The 15,978-nt window shown below is 68.5% G+C and carries 11 protein-coding genes and 1 riboswitch; of the genes, 5 read left to right on the top strand and 6 right to left on the bottom strand.

Going from position 1 to position 15,978, the window contains the following annotated elements:
- Positions 1-92: 92 nt before the first annotated feature.
- The 3 genes from AC3B6C_RS16255 (at position 93) to AC3B6C_RS16245 (ending at position 3,412) form a co-directional block, all read left to right on the top strand.
- Positions 93-521 (top strand): DUF7144 family membrane protein, encoded by a 429-nt coding sequence (locus AC3B6C_RS16255; RefSeq protein WP_488357693.1) that lies wholly within the window; start codon positions 93-95, stop codon positions 519-521.
- Between the two features lie 102 nt (positions 522-623).
- The gene (locus AC3B6C_RS16250; protein ID WP_488373459.1) at positions 624-2,078 is read left to right on the top strand and encodes a hypothetical protein; all 1,455 of its coding nucleotides are present in this window, start codon (positions 624-626) and stop codon (positions 2,076-2,078) included.
- Positions 2,075-3,412, top strand: a complete 1,338-nt coding sequence (locus AC3B6C_RS16245; RefSeq protein ID WP_488373458.1) for a diacylglycerol/lipid kinase family protein — start codon at positions 2,075-2,077, stop codon at positions 3,410-3,412. The genes AC3B6C_RS16250 and AC3B6C_RS16245 overlap by 4 nt, the downstream gene beginning before the upstream one ends.
- A 9-nt stretch (positions 3,413-3,421) precedes the next feature.
- Here the strand turns inward: AC3B6C_RS16245 and AC3B6C_RS16240 are convergent, their stop codons facing one another.
- The 6 genes from AC3B6C_RS16240 to AC3B6C_RS16215 all read right to left on the bottom strand — a co-directional run bounded on the left by AC3B6C_RS16240 (position 3,422) and on the right by AC3B6C_RS16215 (position 10,321).
- The gene (locus tag AC3B6C_RS16240; protein ID WP_488373457.1) at positions 3,422-6,202 is read right to left on the bottom strand and encodes a cation-translocating P-type ATPase; all 2,781 of its coding nucleotides are present in this window, start codon (positions 6,200-6,202) and stop codon (positions 3,422-3,424) included.
- Positions 6,203-6,241: 39 nt separating this feature from the next.
- Positions 6,242-7,102 (bottom strand): polyphosphate kinase 2, encoded by an 861-nt coding sequence (gene ppk2 / locus AC3B6C_RS16235; protein ID WP_488373456.1) that lies wholly within the window; start codon positions 7,100-7,102, stop codon positions 6,242-6,244.
- Between the two features lie 262 nt (positions 7,103-7,364).
- Positions 7,365-8,588 (bottom strand): acyl-CoA dehydrogenase family protein, encoded by a 1,224-nt coding sequence (locus AC3B6C_RS16230; RefSeq protein WP_044507826.1) that lies wholly within the window; start codon positions 8,586-8,588, stop codon positions 7,365-7,367.
- A gap of 116 nt (positions 8,589-8,704) precedes the next feature.
- Positions 8,705-9,199: a histidine phosphatase family protein gene (locus AC3B6C_RS16225; RefSeq protein ID WP_488373455.1), complete on the bottom strand. Its 495-nt coding sequence runs from the start codon at positions 9,197-9,199 to the stop codon at positions 8,705-8,707.
- A 13-nt stretch (positions 9,200-9,212) separates the two neighbouring features.
- Entirely contained in the window at positions 9,213-10,043 is an 831-nt protein-coding gene (locus AC3B6C_RS16220; RefSeq protein ID WP_014926244.1) for a CbtA family protein, read from the bottom strand.
- Between the two features lie 41 nt (positions 10,044-10,084).
- Positions 10,085-10,321: a CbtB domain-containing protein gene (locus tag AC3B6C_RS16215; protein WP_488373454.1), complete on the bottom strand. Its 237-nt coding sequence runs from the start codon at positions 10,319-10,321 to the stop codon at positions 10,085-10,087.
- Between the two features lie 59 nt (positions 10,322-10,380).
- Positions 10,381-10,481, bottom strand: a riboswitch (cobalamin riboswitch).
- A 61-nt stretch (positions 10,482-10,542) separates the two neighbouring features.
- Here AC3B6C_RS16215 and AC3B6C_RS16210 point away from each other — a divergent pair.
- Both AC3B6C_RS16210 and AC3B6C_RS16205 read left to right on the top strand, forming a co-directional pair.
- Complete coding sequence (locus AC3B6C_RS16210) at positions 10,543-15,159, top strand: ATP-dependent helicase (RefSeq protein ID WP_488373453.1); 4,617 nt, start codon at positions 10,543-10,545, stop codon at positions 15,157-15,159.
- Positions 15,160-15,167: 8 nt separating this feature from the next.
- On the top strand, positions 15,168-15,959 hold the full coding sequence (locus AC3B6C_RS16205) for a DNA-formamidopyrimidine glycosylase family protein (protein ID WP_488373452.1): 792 nt from the start codon (positions 15,168-15,170) through the stop codon (positions 15,957-15,959).
- Positions 15,960-15,978 lie beyond the last annotated feature (19 nt).

Raw genomic sequence — 15,978 nt, 5'->3', positions numbered from 1 at the left:
AATCTGCGCCCGCTCTTCTCGGAACGCTTGCGGGGCGAGACGACTGGTAGGACACTCCACATTGTCGGAGTTGTCCAGAGAAGGGCGTCATCATGACTCACACCGCACCCATCCATGAGAACGACCGTCCACCCGTCAGACAGGGCATCGCCGCGGGAACCTCCATCGGAGCCGCGATCATCCTGACCGTCCTCGGTGTCGTCCAGCTCGCCCAGGGGATCGCCGCGGTCGCCGAGGACGAGGTCTTCGTCCGCGGCGTGGAGTACGTCTACAAGCTCGACTTCACCACCTGGGGCTGGATACACATCGCCCTGGGCGTCGTGATGGTCATCGTGGGCATCGCACTGATGACCGGCGCGACGTGGGCGCGGTTCACCGCGATCGTCATCGCCGGACTGTCGATCATCGCGAACTTCCTGTGGTTGCCCTACTACCCGTGGTGGTCGATCCTGATCATCGCTCTCGACGTCGTCGTCATCTGGGCCGTGTCCACCTGGCATCCGAAGGCCGAGTACCGCTAGGACCCGTTCACGCTCCACCGGCGAGGCGCGGCCTCGGCGGTGGAGCGTGCTCGCTCGACCACGGATCTCCAGACGACCAGCGGCCGGAAGGGCGGCGTCGACATGACCACGGACACCAACGGAAACAACGTCGAGCAGAGTGTCGGGATCACCGACTCGGAGCGCGCCGAACTCGAACGTCTACGAGCCGAAGTCGCCCGGCTGCGCGACACCGTCGGCGGCGAACCGCCCTCGTCCTCATCTGCTGCGACGTCGCGACACCGGTGGCGCTGGTTCGCCGTCGGGGTCCTGTGCGTCCTCGTCGTGATCCTCGCGATCACCTCCGTGACGTCGCGTTTCGTCCGGGGCGAGATCCTCGACACGGACCGCTACATCAGCACCGTCGCACCACTCGCCTCCGATCCCGCAGTCCAAGCGGAGATCTCGAACACGATCACCGACGAGATCTTCACCCGCATCGACGTCGAGGGCCTCACCGCCGCCGCGTTGACGACACTGACCGACGCCGTGCCGGCCACCCAGAACGCGCCGCGCGTCGATCGTGCGGTCGAGGGCCTCGCTCCGGTGCTGGCCGGCCAGGCGCGCGGATTCGTCCAGCAGACCGTGTCGTCGTTCGTCGCGAGTGACGAGTTCGAATCGCTGTGGCTGCAGGCGAATCGGGCCGCTCACACCGCCCTGGTCGCAGTCGTGACCGGCGACGTCGGACCGTCGTCGGTGACGGTCGACGACTCCGGCACGGTGAGCATCTCACTCGGCACCGTGATCGAGAACGTCAAGGCGCGCCTGCTCGACCGCGGCTTCACCTTCGCCGAGAAGATCCCCGCGGTCGACAAGCAGTTCGTCCTCTTCCGCTCGCCCGAACTCGTTCGCGCCCAACGCGCCGTCTCGGCACTCGACACCGCCGCCGACGTGTTGCCCTGGCTGACGATCGCCCTGGCGTTCGCCGCGGTCGCGGTCGCACCCCGCGGTCGGCGCATGCGCGCCTTCTCGCTTGCGGGCCTCTCGCTGGTCCTCGCCATGCTCGTGTTGGCCATCGCACTGCTGATCGGCCGAGGGCTGTACCTCGACGCGATGCCTCCCGACATCCTCGCTCCCGATGCCGCGACCGCCATCATCGACACCGTGCTCGACCCGTTACGTCTCGCCCTGCGTGCCGTGGCGGTCCTCGGCCTCGTGGTCGCGGTCGGGGCCTATCTGTTGGGCGGGTCCTCGTCCGCCGCGGCGGTTCGGCGTGGATTCGCCCAAGGGCTCGACTCGGTGCAGCGGATGCGTCGGACGCGACCGCCGAACACCTTCGAGGAGAGCCTGTTCCGGGCACGGATCGCGCTCCGCAGCGCGATCATCGGCATCGCCGCACTGCTCCTGGTGTTCTGGAGCTATCCGACCGGGCTGGTGGTCCTGCTCATCGCCGTCTTCGGGCTCCTCGCCCTGCTGATCCTCGAACTCGTGACCAGGCCGGCGAAGAGCTGGGTCGAGGATGACGAGACGCCCGATCGGAAGTCGCCGGATCAGGAGACGCCACCGGGTGAGGCGACGTCGGTCGTCGAGACCGTATGAGCCAGGCATCGGTTGCCGCCGAGGTCGCACCGCCCACGACGCGCCGGTGGTGGGCGCGCGCGGCCATGGCGCTGGCCGTCGCGGCGATCCTGCTACCGGTGGCCGCCGCCGGACTGCTCCAGCTGCTGGGTCTCCTGGCGATCTGCGGCGCCTGCGTCGTCGTCATCGTCGCGGCAGCGTACTGGTTCCTGATCAGCCGCGGTGTCGTCCGCGTGGTCTCGGCCGCACTCGCCCTGCTGCCGGTGGCCGTGCTCGCGGTGTTCCTCATCCGCGAGCGTCAGCTGTGGGTGGTGATCGTCGCCGCACTGCTGGCGGCCGCGGCGGTCGGGTGCGGCCGGCGAGCGCTACGACCGTCCCGCGTCGACTCCCTCATGCCCGAACACCCGGCTCCGGACGTCCACCGGCCGTTCATCATCATGAATCCCCGATCGGGCGGCGGGAAGGTCGGCCGGTTCGACCTGCAGCGCAAAGCCGAGTCCCTCGGCGCCGAAGTCGCGCTGCTGAGCGGGCCCGTCGAGATCGACGTGGCCCAACTGGCCCGGGACGCAGTGGCCCGCGGGGCCGACCTGCTCGGGGTCGCCGGCGGCGACGGCACCCAGGCGCTCGTCGCGGGAGTGGCCGCCGAATCCGGGGTGCCCTTCCTGGTCGTCAGTGCCGGGACACGAAACCATTTCGCCCTCGATCTCGGACTCGACCGCCAAGATCCGGCGCGGTGCCTCGACGCACTGCGCGACGGCGTCGAGTTCCGCGTCGACCTCTGCCACATCAACGGTCGCCCCTTCGTCAACAACGCCTCGTTCGGCATCTACGCCGAGGTCGTCCAGAGCCCTCAGTACCGGGACGACAAGACGCGCACGGTGTTACGCATGCTCCCCGACCTCCTCGGGAGAGGATCGAGGTCCGGATTGCGTGCCGTCATCGGTGACGAGCCCGTCTCCGATCCCCAGGCGATCCTGGTCAGCAACGGCCCCTACGCCACCAACGACGTCGCCGGGCTCGGCCGCCGCACCCGCATCGACGAGGGACTCCTCGGGGTCGTCACCGTCTCGGTGTCCGACACCCGGCAGGCAGTCGGTCTGTTACGCCGCACGCACGACCGTGGACTGGTCCAGCGGACCGCCACCGAGGTGACCGTCGACGCCGACGCCGAGGTCATCCCCGTCGGCGTCGACGGCGAATCGTTACAGCTCGCGACGCCGGTGCGCTGCACCATCACGCCCGGCGCACTCCGCGTGCGCGTTCCCCGGCACCGCCCCGAGACCCGGGTCGCGCCACCGCAACTGGACTGGCTCCAGCTGTGGTACCTCGCGTGGCACCCGCACCGGGCTTCGTAGCACCCGATCTCAACCGCGGGCCCGCTCGGGTGTGACAGCTTCCGGAACGGTGATGGTCGTCGATGTCGCGCGCCGACGACGGCGCAGCCACTTCTCCCCCTCCACCACGGCCGGCACGATGAACGCCCACCCGACGCACGCCAGCCATTGGAGGCCGGTGAGTGACGTCGTGTCGAGGAGGTCCTGCAGAAACCCGAGTTCGACGGCGAGAACCGTCACCACGACCGGAATGGACAGGATCTTCAGCGCCCCGAGGATGGGCGCCGTGATCCCCGACTCCGGGTCCCGGCGCATCGTCAGACCCGCGAGCACCGAACCGAAGGAGAGCACGACGAATCCCATCGTCATCGGGACGTTCGGCTCGGTCGGGCTCATCTCGCCGGGCGCCACGAGCATCGCGACGAATGTGACGGCGAACTGCAGCACGCCGTAGGCGAACCACTGCAGGAGCGAATCGCGGTTCGTGATGGGCTGTTTCGGATCTCGCGGGGGCTTGTTCATCAGACCGGGTGCGGGAGGATCCTGCATGATCACGATGACCGGGAACAGTGTGATGAAGAAGTGCTGGAACACGACCATCAGCGGCGCCAGCGCCACACCGTCGTTGATGTCGAAGACGCTCGCGACCAAGAAGAGCAGAACCAGCGAGAACAACTTGGCCATCTGATAGCGGATGTACGCGACGATCTTGTCGTAGACGTTGCGACCCAGGTGGATCGCGGTGATCAACGTGCCGAAGTTGTCGTCGGTGAGGATCAGCTTGCCGGCCTGTTTCGTGACCTCGCTGCCCGAGCCCATGGCCACACCGATGTCGGCCTTCTTCAGCGCCGCCGCGTCGTTGACCGCATCACCGGTCATCGCCACGATCGCGCCGTGTCGTTGCATGACGTCGGCGAGACGGAGTTTGTCCGCCGGTGTGACGCGGCCGAACACGTGGATGTCGGGGAGCCGTTCGGCCAGTTCCTCGTCGGTCATCGCCGCGAGCTCGGCACCACTGATCGCACCCGGCCCGAGTCCGAGCTGCGCACCGATGGCCGAAGCGGTCACCGTGTGGTCACCGGTGATCATCCGGACGCCGATGCCCGCGGTGTGCGCGATCCGCACCGCCTCCACCGCCTCTGCACGCAACGGGTCGATGATCCCGACCATGCCGACGAAGACGAGATCGTCCACGAACGCCATCGGGTCCGCGGTGACCTCATCCTGCCGGCCGTCGAGCGTGCGTGCGGCAAAGGCGAGGACCCGTAGGCCCTGCTTCGACATCTGCTCGTTCACCGCCTCGATCTCGGCGCGGACGTCCTCCAGCGCCACTTCCTCCCGGCCGGGGAGATATGCCGAGCGGCAGCGCTTCAGGACGACGTCGGGTCCGCCTTTCACCAACTCGACGAACCGCTCGGTCCCGTCGACGGGCAGTCGATGAAAGGTGGCCATGAACTTGTAGGCGGAGTCGAAGGGCACCTCCGCCAGGCGCGGATAGGTCCGGCGGGTCAGCCCGGCGTCCACACCCATCTTGGCGGCCAGGACGATCAGCGCGGCCTCGGTGGGGTCACCGATGACATCGCCGGCGTCGGAAACGGTGGCATCGCTATCCAGGCACAGACCGTAGGCCAGGAGGGTGAAATCGGGAACAGGCTCCCCCGCGACCCGCGTGATGGCTCCCTCCTTGCGGTACCCCTCCCCGTCGACCACGAACCGTTGACCGTGAAAGTACAAGGACTGCACCGTCATCTGATTCATCGTCAGTGTGCCGGTCTTGTCGGAGTTGATCATGCTGGTCGCACCGAGGGTCTCCACATCGGTGAGGTTCTTGACGACGGCTTTGGCGTCGGCCAGCTGTCGTGCACCGTAGGCCAGCATGCCCTGGACGAAGGTCGGCAGGCCGGAGGGGATCGCCGAGATCCCCATCGAGATGCCCAGCAGCATCACGGTGGCCAGGTCCTGTCCGCGGACCAGACCGATCACCACGATGACGGCCACGGCGACCCAGGCGATGGCACCGAGGATTCTGGTGAGCGAGTCCAGCTCGCGTTGCAGGGGTGATCGCTTCGGGGAGATGGCGGACAACATGGACGCGATCTGTCCGATCTGCGTGCGCATCCCGGTCTCGGTCACCACCATCGTCGCCGTGCCGCGCGTGACCGACGTGTTCTGGAACAGCATGTTGCTGCGGTCACCCAGTCCCAGCCCGGGGTCGGCGAGCACCGCGGGACTCTTCGCGACCGGTGCACTCTCTCCCGTCAACGCCGCTTCCTGGGTTTCGAGCGTCGCCGAACGCAACAGGCGCCCGTCTGCCGGGACCAGGTCGCCGGCCTCGAGCTGGACGACGTCTCCGGGGACCAGTTCGACGGCGGCGACCTGGACGAGGACGCCACCGCGGGTCACGCGCGCCTGCGGCACCTGAATGTCCGCGAGAGCGTTGACACTCGCGCGCGCCTTCAGCTCTTGCCGGGTGCCCAGCACGATGTTGAGCAGGACCAGTACTGCCACCACCAGCGCGGTCGAGACTTCGGCGATGACGATGCTCACCACGACCACGGCGATCAGCATCAGGTTCATCGGATCCTTGAGCTGATTCAGCGCCAGGGCTGCGGCCGAGGGCTCCGGCTCGGCCACTATCTGGTTGTCGCCGTGCTCCCTCCGGCGTACGTCGACCTCGTCGGCGGCCAGACCTCGGACACCGTCGGTGTTCAATGCCGATAGGACGGCCTCGGTCTCCTCGACGTGCCAGTCGGGTCCCGGCGCACGGTCTCCGCGATCAGGGACGGGGTGCACTGGCCTCACAGTGACCATGACGACTCTCCTCGCTGTGCGGATATGGAGCGCGGCACCCTAGTAGGGCGTGGGAATCCAGTGCAGGGGTTGCTCGGGCGGGCGGTAACCCCGCGCCTTCTGCCGCTTGGGCAGAGTGATGTCGGGGTGGTCGAGCGGGGCGTAGGGAACCTGGCTCAGGATGTGGTCGATCACGTTGAGCCGTCCTCGTTTCTTGTCGTCATTCGAGACGACAAACCAAGGCGCCCAGCCGGTGTCGGTGAATCGGAACATCTCGTCACGCGCGCGGGAGTAGTCATACCAGCGTCCGTAGGACTCCAGATCCATCTGCGACAGCTTCCAGATCTTCCGCGGGTCGTCGATCCTGCTCTGCAGGCGGCGGGTCTGTTCTTCCTCACTGACCTCGAGCCAGTATTTGAGCAGGATGATCCCGGACTCCACCATCGCCCGCTCCACGGTGGGTACCTGTTCGAGGAATCCCTTGGCCTGCTGTTCCGAGCAGAATCCCAGGACCCGCTCGATCCCGGCGCGGTTGTACCAGCTCCGGTCGAAGATCACGATCTCGCCGGCCGCCGGCAGATGCGGGATGTACCGCTGCAGGTACATCTGCGACCTCTCACGATCAGTCGGGGCCGGGAGCGCGACCACGCGGAAGACCCGCGGGCTCACCCGGGCCGTGATCGCTTTGATGACACCGCCTTTGCCGGCCGTGTCCCGGCCCTCGAAGACGATGCAGACCTTCGCCCCCGAGGTCTTGACCCACTCCTGCATTGCCACCAGCTCGGCATGCAGCGGCTGCAACTGCTTTCGATATTTCTTACCGGTCATCGGCCGGTCGGACAGGCGGTCAGCGGAACCGCCCGGCTCCGCGTGCGGAGGGGCGTGGCGGGCCTCGTCGTCGGCGCGCGCCTTCTTGCTCATCGGACGGCCCTCCGAGCAGCACATCGACCCCGTGACACCATGTCCGCCATCGCCTGGACCTCCCGTGATCGGATCGGTTGACGTAAGACGTCATTGTGGGTCGGAGCCACGACACGCGGGGCGTTTTGGCCAATGATGACCCACGTTCATCGCCGCTGCAGCCCACGGTCCCGATCGATCCGGATCGACGGCACCCACTGCGACGCCCGGACAGGCGAGCGGGCCGGGCGATCACTCACCCGACCCGCTCGGACCCCTCGTCTCAGCCGCGCAGCAACCCCTTGGCGACATGCGTCACCTGGATCTCGTTGCTGCCGGCATAGATCATGAGCGACTTCGCATCTCGCGCGAGCTGCTCCACCCGGTACTCGGCCATGTAACCGTTGCCGCCGAACAGCTGCACCGCCTCCATCGCGACATCGGTGGCCGCCTTGGACGAGTAGAGCTTCATCGCCGATGCCTCGGAGAGGCTGAGCGGTTTACCCGCCTTGCCGCGTTCGAGGGCACTGAAGAGCATGTTCTGCACGTTGATCCGGGCGACCTCCATCTCGGCGAGCTTGAGCTGGATGAGCTGGAACTGGGCGATCTCCTGACCCCACAGCTTCCGGTTCTTCGCGTAGTCGATCGACAGCCGTTGTGCCTCGTTGATGATGCCCAGCGACAGCGCGGCGATGCCGACGCGCTCCGCGGTGAAACCGGCCTTCGCGCCTTCGGATCCACGCGAATCCGAACCGGTGTCCTCCGTCTCGCCGAGCAGACGGTCCTTGCCGACGCGCACGTTGTCGAAGAACAACTCGCCCGTCGGCGAGCTCATCATGCCCATCTTCTTGAACGGCTTGCCCTGGATCAGGCCCGGCATTCCCTTGTCCAGGACGAACGACAGGACCTTGCGATCCCGCATCGGGATTCCGCTGCCGTCGTCGAGCTTGGCGAACACGACGATGGTGTCGGCGTAGGGGCCGTTGGTGATGAACGTCTTCTGTCCGTTGAGGATGTAGTCGTCACCGTCACGACGAACCGTTGTCTTCATGCCGCCGAGGGCATCCGACCCTGAGTCGGGTTCGGTGATCGCCCAGGCGCCGACCTTCTCCATCGTGACCAGTTCCGGCAGCCAGCGCTTCTTCTGGGCCAGCGTGCCCTTGCCGCGGATCGTCGAGGCGGTGAGCCCCATGCTCACGCCCAGAGATGCGACGAGGCCGAGGCACACACCCGCGAGCTCGATGTTGACCATCATGAACATCGATCCACCCATGCCGCCACCGTCGCCGGAGGACTTCTTCTCCCCCTTGGCTTCCGCCTCGAGTTCCTTCTCGAGCGCATCCTTGGCCATGGCGTCGACACCGAAGCTCGACAGCAGTTTGCGCGTGATGTCATAGGGCGGCAGGACGCCGGACTCGAGCTCGTCGAGATGTGGCCGGATCTCCTTGTCGATGAACGCCCGCAGGGCGTCCCGAACCATCAGATCTTCATCGGACCACTCGAACATCGTCACACTCCCAGACCGGTGTCCGCCCGGGGGCGAACATGTTTCAGTTTCGTCGTCCCCAACTGTGTCAGGAGTCACTGCCGATGTCTAGGTACGTGGTCGCGAATCTGTTCCTTTCACACGTCGGCGCAGGTGTACAGCGTCGCCGGGCGCACCTCGTGCGCGAAGAACCGTCCCGCATCGGTGCACAGCAGCGCCTGCGCCACCGGCATCGCCACCACCACACACCGATCGCCGTGGCGCGTCTGCGCGGCGCGCCAGGCGTGGACGCGGTCGACGAAATCGGAGACGCTCTCGCCCCCATGCGGCCGTGCTCCCGGGTCGGCGAACCACCCGCCGAGTTCGGCCGGATCAATGTCCTCCGGGGTACGCCCCGCCCACGTCCCGACGTCCAGGGTCCGCAGCGCGTCGTCGACGACGAGGTCTGGTGTCGAACCGAGCAACTCGGCGGTCTCCCGGGTCGAGACCTCCGGCCCGCAGGTGTCGACGGATCGGGTCATCGACGCGGCGAGCCGCAGGACGGATGAACGGCCGCGCTCGTCCAGGACCGGATCACCGCCGAATCGCACCGACCGATTCGGGCCGGTGCGACCGGCGGTGATGATGTCCATGTGACCGATCGCCTCAGCCCTGCGAGGACACCGCCGGTGCGCGATCGGCGGTCCGCGATCGCGCCATCGCCCCCAGAAGCAAGGCGAAGACAACGGTGAGGACCGTCCAGAGGATCACCTGGTTGGCGATCGCGTACACCCGGAAATCTCCGATCACGTCACCGGGGAAACCGGGGAACACGATCTGGCCGGCGTCGTTGCGGACCGGTTCGGGGACCTCGCTGAACGACGGCAGGAACGCGAGCACGATCGCGACCCCGACCAGGTAGGCGGCGGTGCCGGCGACCGCCGAGATCAATCCGCCGATCCGCGGGCGCAGCCAGAGTGCCAGGACCACCGCCGCGATCGCGAGGATCACCGACGCGACGGTGATGGTGAGAAAGGCGCCGGTTCGTTCGCCGATGGTGTCGTCGTCGCCGACGGCGGGCGGGTTCGCCGGGTAGGCGAAGAACGGCACGGCGAACACGGCCACGAAACCGATCCCGCCCAGCGCGCCGGCGACCGCTCGCGGATCGGTGGCCGGGTGACGGCTGCCGACGTAGCTCCACAGCACGGTGAACGCCACCGCGAAGAACGCACCCATGCACAGGGCGAACACGACGTTGCCGACGCCGGCACCGAGGTTCTCCTGCATCGCGCGTGTGAACAGCTCACCGCCCTCACCGTGGGTGTGGCCGCCCGGCTCGGCAGCGTGGGCCAGCGCCTCCTCGGCCTCCGATCGGGCGCCCTCGTAGTCGACGGCCTTGCCGACCACCGGTTCGAGGTAGAACCGGGCGAACACGAACGAGACGATTCCGGCGATCAGACCTGCGAGCAGGCCGGCGCCGATGAACTTCTTTTCCATATTGAATTCGACTTCCTGTCGGTGTGGCCGGCGAGGCCGGCTCAGTGGCAGGGGAAGCCGAGGAAGTGACGGGCGTCGTGCACGAACTCGTGCACGTGGGTGTCGGAACCGAAGACGGACACGACACCCTGGTCGTACCCGAGGAAGTAGTAGGCGAGACCGGCCAGCAGCACGGTCAGGCTCAGCCATATGGCGGTGCTCGCGACCGAGAGGTTCGGTACGGCCAGGGCACGGGCCGGTGCGGCCTGTGCAACCGCGGTGGTACGAGGAGCTGTCATGGTGGGTCCTTTCGCCGATCTCGCGTCGGAGAGTCCGTGGATATGGTGCACGCCGGCACGGCATCCTGACTCACGTCTCCCCGTCACCGTCGAAACGTCGACCGCGTCGATGGGCAGCGTTCACAGTGGCGCGACCGTTCCGGACTCTCACCGGATTCCCCGTACAGGCGTGGGATGACTGTATACCGCGTCCTGTCGTACGTGTGAGACATAGTGGAGAGATGCCCCGCGCTTCGGTGCTCGACCGTTTCACCGCCCCCACCCGACGATGGTTCACGGGCGCGTTCACCTCACCCACGGCCGCGCAGAAGGGCGCCTGGACCTCCATCGCCGACGGCGCGAACACCCTGGTCATCGCGCCGACCGGGTCAGGCAAGACCCTGGCGGCGTTCCTCTGGGCCCTCGACCGGCTCGCCGCCGACCCCGACAGCCGTCCCGCGGGCACCAAGGTCGTCTACATCTCGCCACTGAAGGCACTGGCCGTCGACGTCGAGCGCAACCTCCGCGCGCCGTTGACCGGCATCACCCGCGCCGCCCAGGAACTCAATCTCCCGGAGCCGAACATCACCGTGGGCGTTCGTTCGGGCGACACGTCGGCCGCCGACCGCCGCGCCCTGGTCAAGACCCCACCCGACATCCTCATCACGACCCCGGAGTCGCTGTACCTGATGCTCACCTCGGCCGCGCGGGAGAGCCTCACCGGTGTGGAGGCGATCATCGTCGACGAGGTGCACGCGGTCGCCGCGACCAAACGCGGCACCCACCTCGCGCTGACCCTGGAACGCCTCGACGAGCTGTTGGACAAGCCCGCCCAGCGGATCGGGCTGTCGGCGACCGTCCGTCCGCCGGAGGTGGTGGCTGGGTTCCTGTCCGGCGCCGCGCCGTGTCAGGTGGTCAAACCCAAAGCCGACAAGACGTTCGACCTGCGCGTCGACGTCCCCGTCGAGGACATGGCCAACATCCCGCCCCCGGTGTCCGATGCCGATCCCGCCGCACTGGACGACGCGTTCTCGCCGACCGCCGGCTCGCTGTGGCCGTACGTCGAGGCCTCGATCGTCGACCAGATCGAGGCCAACCGGGCGACGATCGTCTTCGCCAACTCGCGACGCCTGGCCGAGAAACTCACCGCCCGGCTCAACGAGATCCACGCCGAACGCCACGGCGAACCGGCCGAACCGACCGGCAATCCGTCGGTCGCCGGCGGTGCCCCGGCGTTCGTGATGGGCAGTGGCGCGAGCTCCGGCGCGGAGCCGGTGCTCGCCCGCGCACACCACGGCTCGGTCAGCAAGGAGCAGCGCGCCCAGATCGAGGACGACCTGAAGGCCGGACGACTCTCGTGCGTGGTGGCCACCAGCTCACTCGAACTCGGTATCGACATGGGCGCGGTCGATCTCGTGATCCAGGTGGAGTCGCCGCCGTCGGTGGCCAGCGGACTGCAGCGGATCGGTCGCGCGGGACACCAGGTGGGCGAGATCAGCCAGGGCATCCTCTACCCGAAGCACCGCACCGACCTGCTGCACTGCACCGTGACCGTCAGCCGCATGCTCGACGGGGCGATCGAGGAGATCAAGGTTCCCCAGAACCCCCTCGACATCCTCGCCCAGCAGACCATCGCGGCCGCAGCGGTCGACGACCTCGAGGTGGACCACTGGTACGACGTGGTGCGGCGAGCGGCGCCCTACCGCGAACTGGGCCGGGGCGTCTTCGACGCGACCCTCGACCTGATCGCGGGACGTTTCCCGTCCGACGAGTTCGCCGAGCTGCGCCCCCGGGTCAACTGGGACCGCGACGCCGGTGTCATCACCGGCCGCCGCGGAGCCCAGCGCCTCGCGGTCACCTCGGGCGGTTCGATCCCCGACCGCGGCCTGTTCGGCGTGTTCATGGTCGGCGAGAAGGCCACTCGCGTGGGCGAACTCGACGAGGAGATGGTCTACGAGTCGCGGGTCGGCGATGTGTTCGCCCTGGGGGCGACCAGCTGGCGAATCGAGGACATCACCCACGACCGCGTCCTGGTCTCGCCCGCGTTCGGTCAGCCGGGCCGGTTGCCGTTCTGGATCGGCGACGCGATCGGACGACCCGCCGAACTCGGGGCCGCGATCGGCGCGTTCACCCAGTCGATCGCCGATCCCGGGAAGCTCGACGACCACGCGGATCGCCTGGGACTGACCGAGAACGCCCGCACCAACCTCGCGACACTCATCGCCGAACAGCGCGAGGCGACCGGCCACCTGCCCACCGACCGCACGCTGGTCGTCGAACGGTTCCGCGACGAGCTCGGCGACTGGCGAGTGATCCTGCACTCCCCCTACGGTTTACGTGTCCACGCACCATGGGCGAGCGCCATCTCGCAGCGGTTGCTGGAGACGCTGGGGATCGAGGGCGCGACCACGGCCTCCGACGACGGCATCATCCTGCGCATGCCCGACACCGACGACGCCCCACCCGGAGCGGACATGTTCCTCCTCGACCCGGACGAGGTCGAGCAACTCGTGACCGACGGGCTCGCCGACTCGTCGATGTTCGCGTCCCGGTTCCGCGAATGTGCCGCACGCGCACTGCTGTTGCCCCGACGGGATCCGGGGCGGCGCGCCCCGCTGTGGCAACAACGGCAGCGCAGCGCGCAACTGCTGTCCGTCGCATCGAAGTTCCCCGATTTCCCGATCGTGCTCGAGGCGGTTCGCGAATGCCTGCAGGACGTCTACGATCTCCCCGCGCTCCTCGATCTGCTGACCCGCATCCGCACGCGCCGGATCCGGGTCGTGGAGACCGAGACGCAGAGCCCGTCTCCCTTCGCCGCCTCGCTGCTTTTCGGGTACGTGGGGGCGTTCATGTACGCCGACGACGCTCCGCTCGCCGAGCGCCGAGCGGCCGCACTCTCCCTCGACACCAGCCTGCTCGCACAACTGCTCGGACGCGTCGACCTGCGGGAACTGCTCGACCCGGCCGTCATCGCAGAGGTGATCGCCCGGCTCCAGCGCCTGTCCCCCGAACGCCAGGCCCGCGACGCCGAGGACGTCGTCGACCTGTTGCGGTGGCTGGGGCCCCTCACCACCGAGGAGGTCGCGGCCAGGTACCGCGGCGAGACTCCCGCGCCCGAACTGCTCACCGAACTGCACCGCGTCGGGCAGATCATCTCGGTGAACCACAACGCTCGCGCCCTGTGGGCCGCGATCGACGACACCGCCCGCCTCCGCGACGCGCTGGGGGTTCCGGCGCCGCTCGGCATCCCGGCGGCCTACCTCGAACCGGTGCCCGATCCGGTCGGGGACCTGATCGGCCGTTACGCCCGCACCCACGGCCCGTTCACCGTCCCGGAGGCCGCCGCGGCCCTGGGTGTCGCCACCGGGGTCGTGCGCGACACCCTGAACCGCCTCGCCGCGGAACGACGCGTCGTCGAAGGCGATTTCCTGCCGGAGAGCGGCGCCGACACCGCCCCCCGCGAGGGCCAGTGGTGTCACACCGACGTGCTCGGTCAGATCCGCCGAGGCTCGCTCGCCGCGAGCCGCGCCGAGGTGGCACCGGTGGGCACCGACGTACTCGCCCGTTTCCTCGCCGACTGGCAGCACGCCTCGCCGGGCACGCAACTGCGGGGAGTGGACGGGGTGGCGACGGTGATCGACCAGCTGGCGGGGTTCCCACTCCCGGCGTCGGCGTGGGAGTCACTGGTCCTGCCCGCCCGGATCTCCGACTATGCACCGCCCATGCTCGACGAACTGCTCAGCGCCGGCGAGGTGATCTGGTCCGGCCACGGTCGGATCGGGAACTCCGACGGCTGGGTGGCCCTGCATCCGGCGGACGTCGCGGTGCTCACGCTGCCCGACGCCGACGAGATCGACACGACCCCGGTGCACGACGCGGTCACGGCCGCTCTCGAACCCGGTGGTGCACTGCGATTCCCGCAGATCGCCGCCGACATCAGCACCGGCACCGCCACGCCGGCCGCCGACATCGAGAGCGCGCTGTGGGACCTCGTATGGGCCGGACAGGTCAGCAACGACAGCTTCGCGCCCGTCCGGGCACTCCTGCAGCCGCGGCGCAGCCCGTCCGCACCGCGCTCGGCCCCGGCTCATCGGGCACGCGGGCGAGCACCGCGGCTCCGCGCCGGTCGTCTGTCGGCCCGGTATCTGACCGAGCACTCCACGTCGCCGCCGGTGTCGCCGACGGCGAGCGGTCGCTGGTTCGCTCTCGACCACCCCTCGACCGAACCGACGATCGCCACGCAGGGCCTGTGCGACCAGTTGCTCACCCGGTACGGCGTGATCACGCGCGGGAGCGTCGTCGCCGAGGAGGTCACGGGGGGCTTCGCGCGGGTGTACAAGGCGCTCACCGTCTTCGAGGACAATGGACACGTCCGCCGCGGCTACTACGTCGACGGTCTCGGCGGAGCACAGTTCGCCTCGCCCGCCACGGTCGACGAGTTGCGCCGGCATGCGCTCCCCGATCGCAAACCGCCCCGCGAGGCCACGGTGCTGGCCGCGACGGATCCGGCCAACCCCTTCGGGGCCGCGCTGGAGTGGCCGCGGTCCCGCGACACCGACGCCGGTCACCGCCCGGGCCGCAAACCGGGAGCACTGGTGGTGCTCGTGGACGGCGAACTGGTGAGTTTCGTCGAGCGCGGCGGCAAGACGCTGCTCACGTTCAGCGACTCGATCCCGCGGCTGGAGTCGGCCGCCGGCGCGCTGGTCGCGCTCGTCCGGCGCGGTCGGATCTCCCGCCTGACGATCGACCACATCGACTCCGAGCCCGTGCGCGCCACCGACTTCGGCAAGGTACTCGTCGAAGCCGGGTTCTCGACGACACCGCGCGGCATCCGCCTCCGCTTCGGTGATCATGCCTGAGGGGGGCCATGCCTGAGGGCGACACCGTCTTCGCCGCCGCGGCACGTCTGCGGGCCGGGCTCGCCGGCCGCGTGCTCGAGTCGACGGACTTCCGGATCCCGTCACTGGCGACCGCCGATCTGTCCGGCCGGGAGGTGTCGGCGGTTCGCTCGGTGGGCAAACACCTGCTCATCGACATCGCCGAGAGCAGCCCCGGAACCGGTGACACCGTGAGCATCCACTCACACCTGAAGATGGAGGGTGCCTGGCATGTGCATCCTCGCGGGCAGCGCTGGCGGCGACCGGCCTATCAGGCACGCGCGGTGCTGCGCACCGCCGACCACGAGGCGGTGGGTTTCGACCTGGGTGTGCTCGAACTGCTCGCCGACCCCGACGCCGCGCTCGCCTACCTCGGTCCCGACCTGCTCGCCGACGACTTCGACCGCGAGGAGGCGATCCGGCGACTAGCCTCGCAACCGAATGAGACCATCGGTGCCGCGTTGCTCGACCAACGCCTCATCGCCGGGATCGGCAACGTCTTTCGCAGCGAGATCTGCTTCCTCCGCCGGGTCCTGCCGACCCGACCGGTGCGCGAGGTCGACCTCGGGCCGGTCGTGGACCTGAGCCGACGCCTGTTGTGGGCCAACCGGATGCGATCGGCACGCACCACCACGGGTAACACCTCGCCCAACGCCCGGATGTGGGTGTACGGACGCCAGGGTCGGCTGTGCCGACGCTGCGCCACGCCGGTGAAGCGCGGCGAACTCGAATCCACCGGCGGCGAACGATCCATCTACTGGTGTCCCCGGTGTCAGATCTGATCCGGCCGGGACCATCGGA

Source organism: Gordonia sp. 11cp (assembly GCF_057767225.1).
The sequence above is the reverse complement of the archived record's forward strand: the minus strand, read 5'-3'. Positions and strand labels throughout refer to the sequence as shown.